Below are 20896 nucleotides of genomic sequence, written 5' to 3' on the forward strand. Positions count from 1 at the left end.
GAAGCCGGGGGCGTTGATTGCGCTGGCAGAGCAGGCGGAGCACACGCGCACGGCGCTGCCTGCGGGGTACCGCTGGATCAGCGAGGCCGATATGGACACCTTGGCGTTTCCCAAGGTGTTCCTCGATCTGATCACTGAATATTTTGTAAAGCAAAAAGGGACCTTGATGTAGGTCCCCAAGCTGTCGGGAGAAGTCCCGGCAGTTTTTTTGTGTTCTTTTTTCATTAAGCCCGACATCTCATTTAAATAACGATACGTATAGGAAATACCTATCCATCGTTGTAGCTGAGGTTTTAGGTTAATTCTTTATCTACATCGCCTGTTCAAAAATGTCGATCACTTCTTGTTGCGTAGGCTGAATCGGATTGGTTACACCGCAGGCATCCTTGAGTGCGTTGGCGGCGAGAACAGCAAAATCTTCACGCTTGACGCCGAGTTCTTCCAGCCCGGAAGGGATGTTGACCCGTTTAGCCAGCTTTTCAATGGCATGCAGGGCGAGGTTGGCACCTTGCTCCGGTGTAACACCGTCCGTTTTTTCGCCAAGTGTTCGGGCGATGTCGGTGAGTCGTTCGGCGGAAGCCTTGGCATTATAGCGCTCTACATGCGGCAGTAAAATGGCGTTACAGACCCCGTGCGGCAGATTATAGAAGCCACCCAGTTGATGCGCCATGGCGTGAACAAAGCCTAATCCGGCGTTATTGAACGCCATCCCTGCAAGGAATTCGGCGTAGGCCATTTGGCTACGGGCTTCCACATCATTTCCGTCATCGACGGCTTTGACTAGATGATCCCGAATCAGCTCAATTGCTTTAAGCGCACAAGCATCTGTGATCGGTGTGGCATTCGTGGAAACATAAGCTTCAATAGAGTGAGTGAGCGCATCCATCCCCGTTGCGGCAGTTAATGATTTGGGCATAGCCATCATCAGATCAGGATCATTGACGGCAATGAGTGGTGTCGTGTGCTTGTCGACAATCGCCATTTTGATATGACGCTCTTCATCCGTAATAATACAAAACATAGTCATTTCACTAGCCGTTCCTGCCGTGGTGTTAATGGCAATCAGTGGGAAGGAAGGCTTCCCGGATTTATCCACGCCTTCGTAGTCGCTGATCTGTCCGCCGTTGGAGGCCAAAAGCGCGATTCCCTTGGCACAATCATGCGGTGACCCGCCTCCGAGCGAAATAACAAAGTCGCACCCGGATTGGTTCAGCAGCTCCATGCCCTCGTTGACATTGGAAACCGTGGGATTCGGCTGCGTGCCGCTGTATACGACGGATTTTACGTTTAGACTATCCAACATGTTTGTTACTTTTTTCACAATACCAATATCAATTAAAGGCTTATCGGTTACGATCAATGCATTTTTAAAGCCCAATTTTCCGATTTCTGTACCTGCATCCGCCAGTGCGCCTGAGCCCATAAGACTCATGCCCGGCATCATGAATTTGGAAGTTCCCGTCATAAGTATGCATCCACCTTTGTTATTATTTTGAGGTAAATCAAGGTATAATGATAGAATCAAAGGATCTTGCAACCATCCTTATATCCTTATCATACTGTCCTATATTAGCGGGAACTAACGCATTTTATTATAAAATATCGTGATTTTTAAAAGGGAGCATTTGCATAAATCCAGGGAGCGGCCTTCAATCAGCAATATAAAGATCGGAATGATCTTGTCCGTCTATAAATTGTATCCATGAGAGACTGGAATCGAATTATGCAAAATGCTGAAGGGTGAAACGGATGGAACATTCCAATACTTTAGGCGACTTTAATCGTTATAGCGAACTGCAATATGGATATGAAACCGATCTGATCAGAATTTTGTATTATGATCTTCCAGAGAATTATTACGAGAAATATGCTTCATATGAATGCCTGAAGCTGTGTACGATTTTGGAGGGGAGAAAAGAAGTCAAAGTTAATGAAACGGAGCATTTTGAATACGATTCTCAGGAGATTATTCTGCTTCCTCCCCAGTCCAGCGTTGAAATGAAAATCAAAGAACACACCAAGGCACTGGTCTTTGAATTAAGCGATCAGTTGATGGAACGGTTAAGGAACGTGGTAGAGGAGGAATTTCAGGTCCCGGAGAGTTGCCCGACCCATTCGGTGGTCCGCTGCGAGCTGAACGAAAAGGCGGACTCACTTACCGCATCGATGGAGCGGATTAAGCAATATATGACACATCCCGCTGAAAGAAAAAATTTCCTGATTGATCTGAGCGCTCAGGAAATGGCCTATCATCTGCTACAGATGCAGGTGCTTGAGCAGAATCTGCTTACGAACCATCGGCATCCTGTGTTTCGCGCGATTCGTGACATTCAGGAACAACTGCCCGGTATCAGGCATGTGAAGGATTTGGCGGATAACTATAATATGTCACATGCGAATTTCACGAATCAGTTTAAAAAAATAACAGGATTAACCCCGCTTGACTATATAACGAATCAAAAAATGCAGCTTGCCAAGCAATGGCTCCAGCACCGAAACGTGACGGAGGTCGCTTTTGATTTGAATTATGAGAGTGTTTCCTATTTTATTGGACTTTTTAAAAAGAAGTATGGCGTTACGCCCAAGCAGTATCAGATGAGTGTGCAGCGGCAAGCAGTTCTTATCTAATGTGAAACATATCCAGAAAGTAAAAGAGTCCGTCCTCAGCAGTTAAAAACTACTGAGGACGGCTCCGTGTTCACATGGATATACATTTACGCCGTTAAAGCTAATCAACACCACGATCACTCTCAATCAGCCCTTTGCCGATTACATTGGCCGAAACTGGAGGCTTGCCGAGCTCCCGGGACCATATGGACAACTGCCCAATATGGTGGATTTGGTGAGCAATGACATGGCGCATCACCTCGCCCCAGGCATCAATCACAATCCTGCCGTCCGGGAGGTGATCTTCAAACCTTTTTCGTTCCAGACCTTCATGCCAGGAGAGCACGAACGGCTCGACATCGATTCGAAACTTCGCATCCAGCTCGCGAACCTTGTCCAGCGTATCATACCGCGAGAAGTCCTCCTGAAAGTCGGGTTTGCCCTGAATCGTTTGAACCCAGCTCCACTCTACATCGACGACATGAAACAACGTCTTCAGAATGCCGCCAACCCCGCCGACGCGTTCTTTCAGTAGTTCCTCCTGCGGCACCTCTTCACACCAGCGGTACCATTGTTCCCGAATCATCCAGTTGTATCGAAAAAAAGTCTGCATCCATGAACCTCCAGAGATTGTATTTAAGAAACGTCTCCACCAGTTTACCATGGAATGCCAAACCTTTTTCAGCTTCACTCTGGCGGCTCCAGTAGGGCTCAAATGGACAGAATCTTTTGTGCACCAATTTAAATTGAAAAGGGCTGTCTCACTCGTAGAAAATCTACTTTTGAGACAGCCCTTTATTATAGGATAGAGATGTTGTTACTGGCTTATTTTTTCGCTGCTGCGTAACGTTTGTTCACTTCATCCCAGTTGATAACATTGTAGAATGCTGCAATGTAATCCGGGCGTTTGTTTTGATATTTCAGGTAGTAAGCATGCTCCCAAACGTCCAGTCCGAGTACCGGAGTCAGACCTTCGGACAGCGGGCTATCCTGGTTTGGCGTGCTAGTGATTGCCAGTTTGCCGTCTTTGCCGACAACCAGCCAAGCCCAGCCGCTACCAAAGCGTGTTGTAGCTGCTTTAGTGAAGTCTTCTTTGAATTTGTCATAGCCGCCCAGCTCGTTGCTGATTGCTTCAGCAATGGCGCCAGTTGGTTGTCCGCCGCCGTTCGGGCCGATAACTTCCCAGAACAGGCTGTGGTTGTGGTGTCCGCCACCATTATTGCGAACCGCAGTGCGGATGCTTTCAGGAACGCTGTCCAGATTGGAGATGAGATCCTCCAGACTTTTGCTTTGCAGTTCAGGAGCGTTTTCCAGAGCTGCGTTCAGGTTTGTTACGTATGTGTTATGGTGACGATCATGGTGAATTTCTACTGTGAGTGCGTCAATGTGCGGCTCCAGTGCGTCTTTCGCGTAAGGAAGTTCTGGTAATTGAAATGCCATAGTAAATCCCTCCTGGTTATATGGTTGGGTAAGTTGTTCCTATGTAATAATACCCTCGTCAGTTATATTAAACCGCATTCAGCCTATTTTATCAACATTTTTGTTTGTAAAATAGCAAACTGGGCAATACGACCTGGTAGCTATCATGTCCAAAAACCCGCTTGGAATACATGGTGTATAGGTAATAAGAGGCAAATTATACAGCTCTAAAATGTAAACGCTTGATATACAGCGCTTACATGAGAAAAAGGGATGTATTCCATCTAAAAGTGTGGTTTAATGTTCAAGGAAGCAGAAATTTCGGCTTTTTTGTCGTCTGCTATATCTTGTCATGTCTGCGGATATGACGAACTTGAGGGCATATACCCTTTTCCTGTTCTTCAATTCATATATAGCAGATCGTATTTTTATCATAATGCCTTTTGATTAACACCATGCCAAGAACTTTAAGGATTTATGTAAAAATGACGGTGCTGTCTCAATTTGTTTTATTAAGCTTACGAAAAGGGAGATATTACTTATGCACGTTCGTTCCTTTCAATTGAGTGATGTGAATCCAGTAATGGAACTCATGCAGATTGCCTTGTCTGAGGAGTGCTACAAAGAGACGGTGGGCGCTTTTGCCCGTCAGCTTTCGTGGGATTCTGGCTTGATCGTCGTTGCGGAAGAGGATGAAGAGTTGGTTGGCGCTCTAATCGGCACGATTGATCAGAATGATGGTTGTTATTATCGTATTGCTATTCACCCGGATCATCGTCGGATGGGAATTGGCAAATCGCTTGTCGAGTCTATGGAGCAGCGTTTTCAGCAACGTAAGGTTAGCCGCATCTGGGTAGCCGGAGACAAGCATAACAGCGCGGCCATGCCTTTGTATGAAGCGATGGGCTACGGGGCAAGCCAGATTTTACAGACTTTTCAGAAGCTTAGCATTTTGGCTCCTCATTAATCGGCAATGGATATAAAGAGAATCGAATATTTTCAAAGCTAATATTTCCATTTAGAGCATATCTGAGTAACCGTTGCAATCGGGTACGGGATATGCTTTTCTATTTATAACAGGGTTGAGGAGGTTTATTATGGACACACGGGCTCCTTCGTCAGGCCCGCTTCCTACGCCGGAAACGTCCAAACATGCAGGTCGTTGGAGTTACATACGTGATTGGTTGGTGACTCTTCTGATCGCGATGACCGTCTTGCTGCTGCTGAACCTGTTCGTGTTTAATTTGTCTACGGTCAGGGGACATTCAATGCAGCCGACGCTGATGGAAAGCCAGCATTTGTTCGTTAACAAGCTAGTTTACAATTTTCATGATCCGGGCAGGGGTGATATCGTGATATTACAAGATCCCGACTCCAATCCGTCCAGTCCGAGATTTTTAGTGAAAAGAGTCATAGGCACTCCGGGGGAGGTAATCCGGGTTGAGCATAATCATCTATATGTGAACGGCAAGCTGCAAAACGAGCCTTACACCGACTCCGAGATTGAGGACGGTGATTACGGTCCTTTTACAGTGGAGCCGGGGCACTTTTTTGTCATGGGGGATAACCGACATGCCGCAGGCAGCAAGGATAGCCGATATTTTGGCAGCATTAAATCTCAGGATTTGCTGGGACGTGCGGAGCTTGTATTTTGGCCGTTATCCGAGTGGAAGTGGCTGTATGCTGAAAATTAATGGGGAACGTGTGCAATCGTCAGGACCATGACGGGGCAGGCGCTTACCGATCAGGAAGGGAAGAGAAATATGAAAGAAGTGATGGTATATACCGACGGCGCTTGTTCGGGAAATCCCGGTCCTGGGGGCTGGGGCGTTGTTTTACTATATGGAGAGCATCGCAAGGAGTTGTCCGGGGCCGAAAAAATGACGACAAACAATCGCATGGAGATCAAGGCCGTGATCGAAGCGCTCAAGCTGCTCAAGGAGCCTTGCCATGTAAAGGTACACAGTGACTCCGCCTATGTCGTAAACTGCTTCAAACAGGGCTGGATTAAGAATTGGCTTCGTAACGGCTGGCGTAACAGTAAAAATCAGCCAGTTGAAAACAAGGAGTTATGGGAAGAACTGTGGGAACTAATGAGCAAGCATGAGGTTGAGTATGTGAAGGTCAAAGGTCACAGTGATAACGAGCTGAACAATCATTGTGATTTCTTGGCGACCAGCGCTGTTAAAAATTTACGGTAGCATCTGCTGCTATATTCTGTTGAAATTTAACATATGGGGATTTTACAGAAATCCTCATATAAGTGATATGAAAGAGAGGTGAGTATCGGATGCAACGCGGACAGACACCAACGGCTGCTGGAACCGCTTTGACTTGGGCATCGCTCAAGCAGGAGATTATCGAAGCGGCTCCGGGGCTGGGCATCGACTCCATCGGGTTCGCATCCGCCGATCCCTTTCTGTCTCTGAAAGCAATATTGGAAGAGCATCGCGCCAAAGGCTATGAATCCGGTTTTGAGGAGCCGGACATTGATAAACGGATCTACCCGGAATTGTACGGTTCGCAGCCAGCATCCCTGATTGCCATTGCGGTGGCTTATCCTTCCAAAATGAAGGACCCGCCGAAGTCGGACAAAGGCAAGTACCGTGGCATTTTGGCGCGTTCCGCCTGGGGTAAGGACTACCACTTGGTGCTGCGCGAGGCGATGGAAAAGCTGGAGGCTTTTATAGGTGAACGGGTTCCCGACGCGATTATGAAAAACATGGTGGATACCGGAGAGCTGTCGGACCGGGCCGTAGCGGAACGGGCGGGTATTGGCTTTAGCGGCAAAAACACGATGATGATTTCACCGAAGCTGGGATCATGGATTTATCTGGGTGAGCTGCTGACAAACATTCCTTTTCAGCCAGATGAACCGGTAACGGATGGTTGCGGAGAGTGCACCAAATGTTTGGATGCGTGTCCTACGGGCGCGCTTGTCGGGCCGGGGCAGCTTAATGCCCAGCGGTGTGTGTCCTTTTTGACGCAAACTAAGGGCTTTCTGGATGAGGAGTTTATGCTGAAAATAGGGAATCGGCTGTATGGATGTGATACGTGCCAAATCGTATGTCCCAAAAATCGAGGTCTTAACTGGGATCATCATCCCGAGCTTACACCCGATCCCGAAATTGTGAAGCCATTGCTGCTGCCGTTACTGGATTTGAGCAATCGTGAGTTCAAAGAGAGATTTGGTCAAAGTGCGGCAGCCTGGCGGGGAAAGAAGCCGATTCAGCGCAATGCGGTTATTGCGCTCGGCAATTTCAAGGATATTAGCGCCGTGCCCAAGCTGACAGAGGTTCTGTTGGATGATCCGCGTCCTGAGCTTCGGGGTACGGCAGCATGGGCTTTGAGCCGAATTGGAGGAAAAAACGCAATGACAGCGATCAAGCAAGCATCAGAGAAGGAACAACATGAGCAAGTACGCGAAATGATCGCGCAGGCGCATTCCAAACTGGAGGAACAAAAGCAGGAAGAACAGCAAAAGGGTTCTGAATTAATGATCGAGGACTCGCAGGGTCCAACTACGATTTATTATGATGAAATGGAGACACCTGTGGGCACTTTGACGCTGTGCGCTACGGATCGGGGGCTGTGCCGAATAGACTATGGCGTTTTTCATGCGAGGGAAGCACTGCTTCAGCAATGGGCCCGGACATGGATTGGGGAATATGTCTATGTGCAGGAACCTGACAAACTGCGCGAAGCCGCAGATCAACTGCGTGAATATTTTGCGGGAGAACGACGGGAATTTAGTATAGCCTATGATTTGAGAGGGACTCCTTTTCAAGAACAGGTATGGCGTGCACTGCAAAATATTCCGTACGGGCAAAGTGTGTCTTACAAAGATATTGCGGAATCGATCGGCCGAGCCAAGGCGGTACGTGCTGTCGGGGAAGCAAATAACAAAAATCCGTTACCCATCCTGTTTCCATGTCATCGGGTATCGGGTGAAAACGGAAGCTTGGTCGGTTATGCTGGAGGCTTGCCAGTCAAGATGAAGCTGCTGGATTTGGAGAAAGAATGAGGACATATGTTTGCAAAATGTGATTTGCTAGCTGTCCCATGTTTTGCTATGATAGGTTCGTGTGTAATTCAAGATGTTTCATATAAATATACAGAGGTGACGACTTCGTGGTGTGGAATATTGTCATTCCGATCATTACCCTGATTGTTGGTTTGGTCGGGGGATTTTTCATCGGTGCTTATTATCTTCGCAAACAGCTTGAAAAGATGCAAAACGATCCTGATACGCTGCAAAAAATGGCCAAACAGATGGGTTACAACCTGAATGGGAAGCAAATGCAAAAGGCCCAGCAGATGATGAAGAACCAGCAGTTCTCCAAAAATCAGCCTGGTCCGCGTAAAAATCAGGGCCGTCGGAAATAATGAGCAACATAAGCACGGATGCCGCATGAGGTTGCTGCATAGAGGAGGATTACTGTGGCTGGCGTAAAAGATTATATTAACCGCAAAGCTGCGGATAACCGGGATAAAATCGAGTACCATGTGGAGCAGATTTTACAACTGATCGGTGAGGACCCCAAGCGTGAAGGGTTGTTGGAAACACCGTCACGCGTAGCGCGCATGTATGAGGAAATATTTGCGGGTTATGAGGTTGATCCTCGGGATGCGCTGGGTGTGACATTTGACGAGAATCACGAGGAGCTTGTGATTGTGAAGGATATCGTCTATTACAGTCAGTGTGAGCACCATATGGCTCCTTTCTTCGGAAAAGTGCATATCGGCTATGTCCCCAGCGGCAAAATTGTAGGACTGAGCAAGCTTGCCCGTCTGGTGGAGGCTGTAACGCGCCGATTGCAGGTGCAGGAGCGCATTACATCGCAGATCGCTGATATTTTAAATGAAGCGGTCTCCGCTCACGGGGTTATGGTGGTCGTGGAAGGCGAACACTTGTGCATGTGTGCAAGAGGTGTCAAAAAGCCTGGTAGCAAAACGGTAACATCTGCGGTACGCGGTACGTTTCGTGATGATGCTGCACAGCGTGCAGAGTTCCTCTCGCTGCTCAAGGATTGACCGAACAGGCGTGACGGTGATGTGATGAACAAAAAAGGGTGGTTTACGCATAGGCGTAGCCACCCTTTTTTGTTAACATCAGATTAGAGACGACGGGATAGCTACTTTGAAGGAGGATAACGTATGGAGAATGTACATATGTCAGCAGACAAAACGACGATTTTGCCTGATCTGCAATGGATTGAGGCGCCACTCGCAACCACTCAGACGGATGTTTTGTCTCCACTGGCATGGGAGGAACTGGTCTGTCGGCAAGTAGGGCAAGGAGCTGCGCCTGTTTTGCATCTATGGCGGCACCCGGCTGCGCTCGTGATTGGCCACCGGGACCGCAGGCTTCCGTACGCGCCGCAGGCGATGGAGCGTGTGCGGAACGCCGGAACCTCGGTATGCGTGCGTCCCTCGGGCGGAGCGGCCGTCATGCTGGACAGGGGGGTATTGAACCTGTCCCTGATCCTGCCGAATCCGCAGCGGGCCATCAGCCTGCATGAAGATTTTCGGCTTATGGCGGGGCTGATTGCCGATGCGCTGGCCCCGTGGTCCGCCGAGGCGCAGACCGGGGAAATCGCCGGGTCCTTCTGTCCTGGCGATTACGATGTCAGCGTCCGAGGTCGCAAGTTTTGCGGCATTGCGCAGCGGCGGCAGGCCAAGGCCTATATCATCACGGCTTTTGTGATGATTGAGGGCAGTGGCGCGGAGCGCGCACAGGCGGTGCAGCGGTTCTATGCGGAGGCAGCCGGAGCTGCGCCGACGGGCGTGCCGAAACCGGATTATCCGCAGGTGAATCCGGGAACGATGGGCAGCCTGACGGAGCTGGCCGGGGTGCCGTCTGTTGAGGCGTATACGGCATCGCTGCGCCGTGTAGTCGAAAGTCGGGCGGCGATTTTGCCTGCCGATGGCTCACTGATACAGCCGCAGGGACTGACGGAGCAAATGGCAGCGCTCAGAGAGCGATACGATTCGCAGGTGTAGTATGAAGCATGTTCTTGGTACAGGGGGTCTTGGTTTAGAACGGCTGCCATCTCAGCTTCGAGGCTTGGGTGTAGCGCTTTTCGACCTCAGGCCAGTTGACGACATGCCACCAGTCCTCGATGTATTTGTTGCGCTCGTTCTGATGCTTTAAGTAATAGGCATGCTCCCAAACATCAATCGCCAGCAGCGGAATGGACTCCCATTGAGTCAGGTTCTGGTGCTTTTCGGCCTGCAAAATTTCAAGCCGTCCTGCACGTGGACTCCACGTCAGGATAGCCCAGCCGTTCCCCTCGACCTTCTCAGCTGCTGAGCTGAATTGCTTCTTGAATGCCTCATAGCTGCCAAAGTCCTTTTTGATCTGCTCCGCCAGCGGCCCGCTTGGTGTTCCACCGCCTTGAGGACTCATGATCGTCCAGAAAAGCGTGTGCAGATAATGGCCTGCCCCGTTAAACGCCAGCTCGCGTTCCCAATGCTTCACAAGGTCAAAATCACCCGTTTTCCGGGCTTCCTCCAGCTTTTTCTCCGCTTTGTTTAAATCATTCACATAGCTTAGATGATGCTTGTCATGGTGGATACGCATCGTTTTTTCATCAATGTACGGTTCAAGTGCATTATAGGGATATGGGAGCGGCGGTAAACGATGTCCCCCGATGGGAACAGGTCGGCCGGGGGAGGTTTTTTCCGTAGCCGAAGGCTCTGTCTGGCTTGACTGGACGCCTTTGTCTTTGTTCGCCCACGGTCCTTCCCACCTCGTGCCGCCTGTCTGCCCTGTCTGCCGCTCTCGCAGCGCATCCTCGGGGTAATCCTCACCCTCTGCCGCCACATGATACAATGCAGTGGCCCGCGCAATGGAGCCGGGCTCCTGAAAGGGATTGGTGGAGATCAGGAAATACTGACTCTCATGTGCTGCGTGCAGCACAACTCCGGTGGATTTCGGCTGCTGCCGTAACGCATGGCTGTGCTCGGTCAGCAGACTGAGCTGCCGTACATACTCCTGTGACTGGCGGTTTGCGGTTTGCAGCAATTCGTCCAGACGACGATTCAGCTCTTGTGAGACAGGCTGTGAATCTGATGTCACTCCTGCCGTTGCCTCAGTCGATTGTAACGCTTCTGGCGCTGACCCTGACCCCAAATCTCTCGACTGCCCCGATTGCCTGGCTTGTGCTTGTGCAGCCGCCGACGTTTGCTCCCATTGACGATGCCACGCCTGATCTGCCGGATCGAGGGCGCTTCGCTGCTCTTCTAGCAGCTCTATAGCGGTGCGTTCCGTCTGTTCGAATATCGTCCTCCAGTCATCCAACAGCCGCACGTAAGCAGGCTCCAGGCCCTCTGTAGCGGACTTAATCACTTCCACATGCCAGCTTTCCTGCTGCTTCCAATGCCGGATTTCCTCCAGCACACGTAAGGGCAGGAAAGACCCGTAAGTACTCAGCATCGTTTGTACCTCCCGTATCCCACTATGGCTATCCGGGCTGGTCCCAAGAACCTGACCCGGATGCATACGTACCCAGTATATTCGCCGTCTCATCGGGAATATGTCTACAAACTCCCCGGCTCCGGCGCGATATGTAATGTGGGGCAATGGATACATAGTTGGATGCAAAAAAGAAGCCACGCTGCGGCACGGGTTAAGTGTCCACAGACGGGCTTCTCCAGGTTGAAAGGAGTATGGCTACTAAAATAGAACCATTACTGCGTAGTCGTTTGTTTACTGGCATTAGCGATAGTTTTCTTGTCCTCCAACTCTTGTACACCGCTTAAAAACGTCGATACCCGCCGCAAATACTCACGTGGATGCTCCCTGAAAATAAGCTCATGCAACCCGTTTTTGACAATCCATACACTGGAAAGCGGGTTGGTTTGATTGGCAGCGAGCTTTTCCGCAATCGGGTAAGGAGCCTTTTCATCCTGTGTCCCATGTACGAACATGATCGGGAACGGATAGTTTTCCGTTTTGACCTCCTGATATGGAATCTGATGCAGGCTGGTACCGTTCAAGACTGGAAACAGCAGCTCCAGAATTTCCAGAGACGGATGGCGCGGCAGATTAATTTGATTATGAATGTTATGGTACAGCGTATCCGGCTCCAGCAGGAAGGTGCTGTCCAAAATCATGGCGTCCACATCCTTGGTTTGCAAGCCCGCCTGAAGGGCGGTTCCTGCCCCCATCGAGAAGCCCCATACGATAATCTCCGAGGAGCCGCGTTGCTTCGCAAGCTGGATCGCCCCAAGAAGCTGCTGGGATTCCGCTTTGCCTCCGGTTGCGACAGCTTTGCTGTTTTGTGATGCGAATCCGTAATCGAACATGACAACGTTAAAATTCAAACGGTGGGCATAATGCGCCAGATCATACATCGGAATCCAGCTTTCTTCGCGATTGGCCCCATAACCGTGGCTGAAAATAATCGTTTTCTTCGATTGATCTGCCGGGATATACCAGCCCTGCACCATCCGACTACCGTCCTTGGCGGGGAAGCTGACTTCCTCGTAGGGCATACCTTTGGCCTGCATCGGGTTCGAGTATAGTGGCGCGACGGTTGGATTCGTCAGTACCCATGCGATATAGGCATGCAGGGCAATAAAGCAAAACAACAGAAAGAATACGACCGACAGCAGCAGGGCAATGACAACGTGCTTGAACCGCAGCAGACGGGGGTTGATCAGTGGGGTGGACGGCTCCTGGACAACATGCTGTAACTGAGAGCTGCGCTGGGATGTCGAAATCATGTAAGAGCCTCCTTCTATAAAAATGAACTTCGCTTCATAGAATTCTAGGTACAATTCCACTTGAAAATGATAGTTTATGTCCGTATAGATACCTATTATCGTATGATGCGTGTTATCCAAAGTCAACGGCTGAACCGGAAAAGTAAAAATGATGCAAAGAATTGTCGATGTTTGTTCTCGTTCTGTAATATGGCTGTCACAAAAACATTAGTTTACAGTAGCCGCGACTATTCTATATAATTTATGTAACCATGTTTCATGGTGTGAAACGAATATGGGACAAAGAGGAGCGGTTCATAATGGAAGACCGTAAATTAACCGTTCGCGCCGTGGAGCGTGCGCTTGATATACTGATGTGTTTTACCGGAGATTCCGATCTGGGCCTGACAGAGATTGCTTCCAAAATTGGTTTACATAAAAGTACCGTCCATCGGCTGTTGACCACGCTGGAGGATCGCGGCTTTGTCGTTCGGAATGCCGCAACGGAAAAATATCGGCTTGGCATCCGGATATGGGAGCTGTCCACCCATTTGTCGCAAAGCGACGAGCCGGCGATACTGCTACAGCCAGCGATGGAAGGATTGCGTGATCGTCTGGGCGAAACGGTCAGCTTGTACCTGCGCGATGGCAGCATGCGTATTCGTATTCAGGCCGTGCAGAGCAATCAGGCGATCCGCCGCGTTGCGCCAGTGGGTGCAAGCATGCCGCTGGCTGTAGGAGCCTCCAGCAAGGTGCTGGCGGCCTTTATGCCGCCGCAGGAGTTGGAAGCCTTGCTAAGCGGGGATGAATGGCCGCCCTCGGTAGACCCGGAGGTCTATAAGGCTCAATTGCAGGATATTCGTGAGAAGGGCTATGCGACCAGCTATGAGGAGCGGGAGCCGGGCGCTGCTGCTGTAGCTGCGCCTATCGTGAATCGGAAGGGACAGGTCGCTGCGGCCTTGTCTGTATCCGGCCCGGTCAGCCGACTAGCTCCCGAGACGCTGCATGATTTTGCCCCGATTTTGATGGAGGCGGCGAAGGAAATGGGGCTTATGCTTCCGTAACAAGAATTGAGAGTAATGAGGCGATCAGAGCAAATTTTGAAGGCGATCTTGGAAAAAGGGACCGGAGAAGGGTTGCCAAAGCCGTAAATTTGAAGTAATCTGATGGGGATGGCGGGCTGTCCGTTATAGCCGCCTCATGCGAACAGAATTAACAGAGTTACTGGGGGAGCCTGTAATGCCGGGCTGAGATGGGAATCGCACTAGATTCCGGACCCTTTGCACCTGATCTGGATCATACCAGCGTAGGGAAGTAATCGGCCATTGAAATGTTTACGTAGCCGCTGTCTACGGCAATGCATCGGAGTATGTTTCCGCGTGCGTAGCCGTCTGCATAGCTGTTTCGTTAGATTAGCCGGTTCCCCTGGGGAACCGGCTTTTTTGCATAGATAGCCAGCCTGGGGATGGTTCCGGATCGGTGTGTCATTTCATCGAAACGGGAGGAATGGACAATGAAACCGACAGAAACAGAAGGAACAGTAGAGAACGCAGTGGATGAACAGACAGGAGGGGTGAAGCCATTTCCGGGGAGCCGCAAGGTTTATATTCAAGGCTCGCGGCCGGACATTGCCGTGCCGGAGCGTGAAATCGCCCTGCATCCCACACATACGCCGCAGGGCACGGAGCATCATGAGCCGTTACGTGTGTACGATACGAGCGGTCCCATGACCGACGAAGCCTATCAGGTCGATATCCGTAAGGGCTTGCCTCCATTGCGGCGAGCTTGGGCACTGGAACGAGGCGATGTGGAGGCTTACGAGGGGCGCGCCGTCAAGCCGGAGGATAACGGATTGAAGCCCGGCTCCAAACGGGAGACGGCTGAATTTCCCGGCGTAACCAACCGTCCGCTCCGTGCGCGGCAAGGGCGTAGTGTAACGCAAATGCATTATGCGCGGCAAGGGATCATTACGCCCGAAATGGAATTTGCGGCCATCCGCGAAGGGGTGGAGCCTGAGTTTGTGCGGCAGGAGTTGGCGGCAGGACGAGCCATTTTGCCTTCGAATATCAATCACCCGGAAAGTGAGCCGATGGTGATCGGGCGTCATTTTCACGTGAAGATTAATGCGAACATTGGTAATTCTGCGGTTACGTCCTCCATCGAGGAGGAAGTGGAGAAAATGACCTGGGCTGTACGCTGGGGGTCGGATACGGTCATGGACCTGTCCACAGGCCGTAACATCCATACGACACGTGAATGGATCATCCGTAACTCTCCTGTGCCGATTGGGACTGTACCGCTGTATCAGGCGCTTGAAAAAGTGAACGGCGAAGCTGAGGCGCTAACGTGGGAGCTGTATCGTGACACGCTGATTGAGCAGGCGGAGCAGGGCGTGGACTATTTTACAATTCATGCGGGCGTGCTGCTGCGGTATATTCCAATGACGGCAAGCAGAATGACGGGAATTGTGTCCCGTGGAGGGTCGATCATGGCTGCTTGGTGTCTTGCGCACCATCAGGAGAACTTTTTGTACACGCATTTTGAAGAAATATGCGAAATTATGAAAGCCTACGATGTGGCCTTTTCCCTCGGAGACGGTCTGCGTCCAGGCAGTATCTATGATGCGAATGATGAAGCACAGTTTGCTGAGCTGGATACATTGGGCGAGCTAACGCAAATTGCCTGGAAGCATGATGTTCAGGTTATGATTGAAGGGCCGGGACATGTCCCGATGCACAAAATCAAGGAGAATGTGGACCTGCAAATGGAGATTTGCAAGGAAGCTCCCTTTTATACACTGGGACCGCTCACGACGGATATTGCACCTGGCTATGATCATATTACTTCGGCTATCGGGGCAGCGATGATCGGTTGGTTCGGGACGTCCATGCTGTGCTATGTTACGCCGAAGGAGCATTTGGGTCTGCCGAATAAGGATGACGTTCGTGAAGGTGTTATTACGTACAAAATTGCGGCACATGCTGCCGATCTGGCGAAGGGTCATCCACGGGCGCAGCAGCGGGACGATGCTTTGTCCAAGGCCCGCTTTGAATTCCGCTGGCGCGACCAGTTCAATCTGTCGCTCGACCCTGAGCGGGCCTTGTCCTACCATGATGAGACACTGCCAGCAGAGGGAGCCAAGGAGGCACACTTTTGCTCGATGTGCGGTCCCAAGTTTTGCAGTATGCGTATCACGCAGGACATACGCGCCTATGCGGCGGATAAGGGGCTGAATACCGAAGAAGCGGTAGCCGCCGGGATGCGTGAGAAGGCAGAGCAGTATCGGGATGCCGGGCAGTAAATCCTTAAACTTATGAACGTATGAATAACAAAAGCCGTGGTTCTCTACAGATGATGTAGGAACCACGGCTTTTTAGCTTATGTAAAGCGAGATCATGCAGCCGGATAAACGGCGGCTTTATTTTTTACCCATTTTCTCATTCAAAATGTCCTGAAAGCTAAGCTTCTTCTCCGAGCTGTCTTCTTTCTTCTGCATATTCACCGCGTTGGCACGTTGGTATTGGTGATGGAAAGGCATCAAGGTGTGTACAGTTAAATTTATTGTATTCATGTGGGTTGCTCCTCCAATTCCATTTTGTCAAATTCAGATTGAGTTGCTTAGGACGTCTGTATAGGACTATTCGTATGTACTTGATGTCGTAATACCGGGTAGACCGCTTGGTAATGTTTCAATCATTATAAACGCATTTTTTCAAATTAAAACGTTTTTGACATAAAACAGGAAAATGGTCATGCGTGTTCAAAATTCGGATTAGGCGGATGGTCATTTTGAGGGGAAATGTGCCTAGTTCCAAAACAAGGGCCAGAGGCCCGTTTTCTTAGTTTAGTAGTCGGGATTGTGTTTTTTTGTCGAATACCCCTATATAAGTCAATATGAAGTCAGTCTGGTGGCGAATTAAAGTGTCAAAGTTGTATTGACTTTATGTTTGGGAGTGGATACCATGAACTGGTTGTAAGCGTGTTTTAGCTATTAGAATCAGCCAATCCATCTGGCGATTCATTCGTTGAAATGTTTGAGAAAGGACCAGGACATATATGAAAAAAAGTATTGCAGACATCGCATTTATTATTCTGGGTGCATTTTTTTTCGCGCTGGCTGTTAATCTGTTTGTTATCCCGAATGAGTTTGGCGAGGGGGGCGTTACAGGGGTCACGATTATTTTGTACTACCTGTTTCAGTGGTCCCCTTCGATCGTCAATCTGGTGATCAATGGCTTGCTGCTGATTGTCGGATATAAATTTTTGGACAAGAGAACAACCCTGTACACTGTGATTGCGGTTGCTTTTAACTCGCTGTTTTTACATTTAACGGCCAACTGGCGGATTGATTCACATGAGCCGACGATTAATGCCGTATTTGCTGGGGTTTTGGTGGGTATCGGAATTGGTTTGATCGTGCGGGTGGGCGGTACAACAGCAGGAACGGTCATTTTGGCCCGGATCGCCAACAAATATCTGGATTGGAACATCAGCTATGGCTTGCTGTTTTTTGATCTGATTGTTGCGTTTTCGTCCTATTTTATTATTGGCCCGGAAAAGCTTATGCTGACTATCGTTATTTTGTATGTCGGTACGAAGGTTATGGATTTCATGATTGAAGGACTGAACCCGAAGAAAGCGGTCATGATCATTTCGGAGCATCAAGATAAAATTGCGGAGATGGTCATTACGCAAATGGATCGGGGAGTTACCGTCCTGTCAGGCCACGGATATTACACGAAAAACCCGAAAGAAGTTCTGTATATCGTCATTAGTAAACAAGAGGTGTCGGCGCTTAAAAAGATTGTGAAGGCTATCGACACAGCGGCGTTTATCACGATTCATGACGTGCGAGACGTGTTCGGAGAAGGCTTTCTGGATATTTCGAAGTAGCTGGTGGGAATAAAGGTGAGATTATATGCAAAAATGGTTGGAAGTCGGTCCTGAGGGGGCGGCTTTTTTTGTTTTTGTGATATTTATTTCATTTTTGGTTTTGTAAAATATGCATAATGAAGAGGAATCACTCAATTCCTGTTATATGGAGGGTTTGGTGCGATGGAGAGTAATTATGATGTAAAAGAAGAATTGAAAAAGCCGTGGACGCACGTATCTATTTTCTTTATCGTGCTGCATGTTTTGAATTTTGCTATGTTCTCTTCTTCATTTAATTCTGCGAAGTATCGTATAGCATTGTTGTATTTTCCATTAGTTACTATGATTATTACCTTTGCTATCGTAGTATTGCATCCAAGGTATTCAAAACATAAAGACTCCATTTCTGAACCAATGTTAGCTTCTTATCGTAAGATTTGTGCAAGTGTGTTTATTGTACTCGATCTGATTTACCTTGCTCTCATGCTGAAATATTCAGGCAAGCTTCTGTTCAGCACATTAAACATAACTTTATTTTTATCGGCTATATTACATTTAGCAGTGGGGTTGTCGTTTACTACAGTAACACCTAACCGTTTAATCGGTTTAAAGTTCCCGTGGCTGCTTTCGAATGAAAGCGCCTGGAAGGAAACGCATCGCATCTCAGCTTATATTTGGATTGCCTTTGGCTTAATAGGGATCGGGATCGCTATAGGCTTAGGGCTACAAGTTAATGTATATATGGTGTGCGCTTCTTTTTTACCAACGATCATTAGTTTGATTATTTCTCTCCTTCTAAGCAATAGGTATAAAAATATAGACTGCTGATAAATGTATGATATAAATGGATTTTAACTCTAAAGGAGAACTTCCATGCGAAATAGATTGAATATTTGTAATGTATTGTCCTTTCTTATTTCTGCTTTGCCTTTCATCATCTACCTTTTCATGTATCCGACCATGCCCAGAAATGTAGCAATCCACTACAATTTCAATGATGTGGCTGACCGTTTTGTTGACAAATCTTCTCCTGAGGTATGGTTGTTGTGTGGAATTAGTCTGATATCTTTTATTATTATGCTTATATTCCAACCCTATCTCAGTCGTCAGTTCAAGAGCGAAGAAGGCTCTGTAATCATGGAAAGTCTACCTGGTCTCTTCACACTTCTTATAACCCTTGTGTTCTCAATCATAGGCATATGTTTTCTTTTAAAGGCTTGAAGCATGTAAAAAATCCCCTCTCAATTTGCAGTTTTCACTGCATTTTGAAGGGGATTTTTATTATTCATTCACTCTTTATTCTTGAATCATTTGACGCAATACGGTTTGCAGAATGCCACCGTTATGGTAGTAGTCGATATCGACGGTGCTGTCCAGACGGGCAGTTACCGGGAACTCGAACTTCGTGCCATCCTCGCGTTTGGCCACAACGGTAAGCTCTTGACCCGGCTTCACGTCATTGTCGATGCCGAGAATGTCAAACGTTTCACGACCGTTCAGACCCAGGCTGGACCAGCCGTGGCCTTCCTGGAATTGCAGTGGAAGCACGCCCATGCCGACCAGGTTACTGCGGTGAATCCGCTCGAAGCTTTCTGCAATAACGGCTTTGACGCCCAGCAGAAGCGTGCCTTTAGCCGCCCAGTCTCGGGAACTGCCTGTACCGTATTCCTTGCCCGCAATAACGATCAGGTTTTGATCGGCTGCCTGATATTTCATAGATGCATCGTAGATGGACATTTCCTCATCCGTCGGCAAGTATTTGGTCACGCCGCCCTCGGTGCCGGGAGCTACGTTGTTGCGGATACGAATGTTGGCGAATGTACCGCGCATCATGACCTCGTGGTTACCACGACGGGAGCCGTAGGAGTTGAAGTCCTTGCGCTCTACGCCATGCTCCTTCAAGTACAGTCCTGCCGGGCTGGAAGGGGCGATGTTGCCTGCTGGTGAGATATGATCCGTTGTGACGGAATCGTTCAGCAGGGCAAGCACACGGGCATTACGAATTTCCTTGATATCCTGCACGCCATCCTGAAGCTTTTCAAAGAATGGTGGATTTTGAATATAAGTTGATTTTTCATCCCATTCATACAGTTCGCCTTCAGGAACCGGAATGGAGTTCCATTTTTCGTTGGCAGTAAATACATTCTCATATTTACGACGGAACATATCCGGGCTGAGAGACAGGCTGATCGCTTCCTTAATTTCCTCGGAAGTTGGCCAGATATCTTTCAGGTAGACCGGCTGATTGTCCTGATCGTAACCGAGCGGATCATTCACCAAATCAATGTTCACCGTACCTGCCAGCGCATAAGCAACAACCAGTGGCGGTGAACCGAGATAGTTGGCTTTGACTTGTGCATGCACGCGGCCCTCAAAGTTCCGGTTGCCGGAAATGACTGCGCCAACGGTCAAATCGTGGTCTGTGATGGCTTGACTCACTTCGTCAGGAAGTGGTCCGGAGTTACCGATACAGGTCGCGCAGCCGTAGCCTGCCACATGGAAGCCGAGTGCTTCCAGCGGACCGATCAGCCCAGCTTTTTGCAGGTATTCCGTCACGACAAGGGAGCCCGGCGTCAAGCTGGTTTTCACATAGCCCGGCTTTTTGAGCCCGCGTTGTACTGCCTTTTTGGCGAGCAAGCCTGCGCCCAGCATAACGCTAGGGTTGGAGGTGTTTGTGCAGCTTGTGATAGCCGCAATCACGACTGCGCCAGTACCCAGCTCGCTGGTGGAGCCGTCCGGGTGGGTCAGCGGAATCTTCTGCGCGATCTTTTCATCACTCAGTCCGTAGCCGCCTTTGTCCACAGGGGTACGGATAATGCCTTCAAAGGTTTCCTTCATGCGGCTAAGCTCAACACGGTCTTGCGGACGTTTGGGACCCGCGAGACTTGGTACAACCGAAGCCAGATCCAGCTCAATCGTATCGCTGAACACAGGGTCCGGCGTGTCGGATGTGCGGAACATGCCTTGCGCTTTGTAATATTCCTCAACAAGACTCACTTGCTCATCAGAACGTCCGGTGCTGCGCAAGTAGGCCAGCGTTTCCGCATCGACCGGGAAGAAGCCAACCGTTGCGCCGTATTCCGGTGCCATATTGGCAACCGTTGCACGGTCAGCCAAGCTGATGTTAGCCAGGCCGGGTCCGTAAAATTCCACGAATTTGCCGACCACGCCTTTTTTACGCAGCATTTGGGTTACAGTGAGTGCCAGATCGGTGGCGGTAGAGCCTTCCGTCAGACTGCCTGTCAGCTTGAAGCCGATAACATCCGGTGTAACAAAATACAGCGGCTGG

The 20896-nt window shown here is 49.3% G+C and carries 20 protein-coding genes, 1 pseudogene and 1 riboswitch; of the genes and pseudogenes, 14 read left to right on the top strand and 7 right to left on the bottom strand.

Annotation, left to right across the window (positions count from 1 at the left end):
- Window positions 1–172: pseudogene (locus L696_RS31660) on the top strand (A/G-specific adenine glycosylase); the annotation flags it as partial.
- 138 nt (window positions 173–310) lie between these two features.
- Here L696_RS31660 and yiaY read toward each other — a convergent pair.
- Window positions 311–1465, bottom strand: a complete 1155-nt coding sequence (gene yiaY, locus L696_RS0100605; protein ID WP_025681912.1) for an L-threonine dehydrogenase — start codon at window positions 1463–1465, stop codon at window positions 311–313.
- A gap of 284 nt (window positions 1466–1749) precedes the next feature.
- Between yiaY and L696_RS0100610 the strand changes: the two genes are divergently transcribed.
- Window positions 1750–2628 carry an AraC family transcriptional regulator gene (locus tag L696_RS0100610; protein WP_025681913.1) on the top strand — a complete coding sequence of 293 codons (879 nt, stop codon included), beginning with the start codon at window positions 1750–1752 and terminating at the stop codon, window positions 2626–2628.
- Between the two features lie 100 nt (window positions 2629–2728).
- On the opposite strand, the gene L696_RS0100615 is transcribed toward L696_RS0100610, so the two are convergent.
- Both L696_RS0100615 and L696_RS0100620 read right to left on the bottom strand, forming a co-directional pair.
- Complete coding sequence (locus tag L696_RS0100615; protein WP_025681914.1) at window positions 2729–3220, bottom strand: DinB family protein; 492 nt, start codon at window positions 3218–3220, stop codon at window positions 2729–2731.
- Window positions 3221–3432: 212 nt separating this feature from the next.
- Entirely contained in the window at window positions 3433–4047 is a 615-nt protein-coding gene (locus L696_RS0100620) for a superoxide dismutase (protein ID WP_025681915.1), read from the bottom strand.
- A gap of 520 nt (window positions 4048–4567) precedes the next feature.
- Between L696_RS0100620 and L696_RS0100625 the strand changes: the two genes are divergently transcribed.
- From L696_RS0100625 to L696_RS0100655, 7 genes are all read left to right on the top strand, one after another.
- Window positions 4568–4993 (top strand): GNAT family N-acetyltransferase, encoded by a 426-nt coding sequence (locus L696_RS0100625; protein ID WP_025681916.1) that lies wholly within the window; start codon window positions 4568–4570, stop codon window positions 4991–4993.
- A gap of 130 nt (window positions 4994–5123) precedes the next feature.
- Window positions 5124–5720: a signal peptidase I gene (lepB, locus tag L696_RS0100630; RefSeq protein WP_025681917.1), complete on the top strand. Its 597-nt coding sequence runs from the start codon at window positions 5124–5126 to the stop codon at window positions 5718–5720.
- 69 nt (window positions 5721–5789) lie between these two features.
- The gene (rnhA, locus tag L696_RS0100635) at window positions 5790–6227 is read left to right on the top strand and encodes a ribonuclease HI (protein ID WP_025681918.1); all 438 of its coding nucleotides are present in this window, start codon (window positions 5790–5792) and stop codon (window positions 6225–6227) included.
- 89 nt (window positions 6228–6316) lie between these two features.
- Window positions 6317–8050 (top strand): tRNA epoxyqueuosine(34) reductase QueG, encoded by a 1734-nt coding sequence (queG, locus tag L696_RS0100640; protein WP_025681919.1) that lies wholly within the window; start codon window positions 6317–6319, stop codon window positions 8048–8050.
- A gap of 107 nt (window positions 8051–8157) precedes the next feature.
- Entirely contained in the window at window positions 8158–8412 is a 255-nt protein-coding gene (locus L696_RS0100645; RefSeq protein WP_025681920.1) for a YneF family protein, read from the top strand.
- Window positions 8413–8466: 54 nt separating this feature from the next.
- Window positions 8467–9060 carry a GTP cyclohydrolase I FolE gene (gene folE, locus L696_RS0100650; protein ID WP_025681921.1) on the top strand — a complete coding sequence of 198 codons (594 nt, stop codon included), beginning with the start codon at window positions 8467–8469 and terminating at the stop codon, window positions 9058–9060.
- Between the two features lie 123 nt (window positions 9061–9183).
- Window positions 9184–10029 (top strand): lipoate--protein ligase family protein, encoded by an 846-nt coding sequence (locus L696_RS0100655; protein WP_025681922.1) that lies wholly within the window; start codon window positions 9184–9186, stop codon window positions 10027–10029.
- A gap of 34 nt (window positions 10030–10063) precedes the next feature.
- Here the strand turns inward: L696_RS0100655 and L696_RS0100660 are convergent, their stop codons facing one another.
- Together L696_RS0100660 and L696_RS0100665 are read right to left on the bottom strand one after the other, a co-directional pair.
- The gene (locus L696_RS0100660; RefSeq protein WP_025681923.1) at window positions 10064–11464 is read right to left on the bottom strand and encodes a Fe-Mn family superoxide dismutase; all 1401 of its coding nucleotides are present in this window, start codon (window positions 11462–11464) and stop codon (window positions 10064–10066) included.
- A 254-nt stretch (window positions 11465–11718) separates the two neighbouring features.
- A complete protein-coding gene (locus L696_RS0100665) occupies window positions 11719–12756 on the bottom strand; it encodes an alpha/beta hydrolase (protein WP_025681924.1) in 1038 nt (345 codons plus the stop codon).
- A gap of 299 nt (window positions 12757–13055) precedes the next feature.
- On the opposite strand from L696_RS0100665, the gene L696_RS0100670 reads away from it, so the two are divergent.
- Both L696_RS0100670 and thiC read left to right on the top strand, forming a co-directional pair.
- Complete coding sequence (locus L696_RS0100670) at window positions 13056–13799, top strand: IclR family transcriptional regulator (protein ID WP_025681925.1); 744 nt, start codon at window positions 13056–13058, stop codon at window positions 13797–13799.
- A 152-nt stretch (window positions 13800–13951) separates the two neighbouring features.
- A riboswitch (TPP riboswitch) is annotated at window positions 13952–14065 on the top strand.
- A gap of 183 nt (window positions 14066–14248) precedes the next feature.
- A complete protein-coding gene (gene thiC, locus L696_RS0100675; RefSeq protein ID WP_025681926.1) occupies window positions 14249–16036 on the top strand; it encodes a phosphomethylpyrimidine synthase ThiC in 1788 nt (595 codons plus the stop codon).
- Window positions 16037–16153: 117 nt separating this feature from the next.
- Here the strand turns inward: thiC and L696_RS31100 are convergent, their stop codons facing one another.
- Window positions 16154–16306, bottom strand: a complete 153-nt coding sequence (locus tag L696_RS31100; RefSeq protein WP_162833901.1) for a hypothetical protein — start codon at window positions 16304–16306, stop codon at window positions 16154–16156.
- A 485-nt stretch (window positions 16307–16791) separates the two neighbouring features.
- Here L696_RS31100 and L696_RS0100685 point away from each other — a divergent pair, with 485 nt between their 5' ends.
- From L696_RS0100685 to L696_RS0100700, 3 genes are all read left to right on the top strand, one after another.
- A complete protein-coding gene (locus L696_RS0100685) occupies window positions 16792–17628 on the top strand; it encodes a YitT family protein (RefSeq protein WP_025681927.1) in 837 nt (278 codons plus the stop codon).
- Between the two features lie 162 nt (window positions 17629–17790).
- Complete coding sequence (locus L696_RS0100695; RefSeq protein WP_025681928.1) at window positions 17791–18435, top strand: SdpI family protein; 645 nt, start codon at window positions 17791–17793, stop codon at window positions 18433–18435.
- A gap of 45 nt (window positions 18436–18480) precedes the next feature.
- Complete coding sequence (locus L696_RS0100700) at window positions 18481–18828, top strand: DUF1648 domain-containing protein (protein WP_025681929.1); 348 nt, start codon at window positions 18481–18483, stop codon at window positions 18826–18828.
- A gap of 75 nt (window positions 18829–18903) precedes the next feature.
- On the opposite strand, the gene acnA is transcribed toward L696_RS0100700, so the two are convergent.
- Window positions 18904–20896 (bottom strand): aconitate hydratase AcnA (gene acnA / locus L696_RS0100705; RefSeq protein WP_025681930.1); only part of this gene is annotated, 1993 nt, incomplete at its 5' end.

Source organism: Paenibacillus maysiensis (genome assembly GCF_000520815.1).
Lineage (GTDB): Bacteria > Bacillota > Bacilli > Paenibacillales > Paenibacillaceae > Paenibacillus > Paenibacillus maysiensis.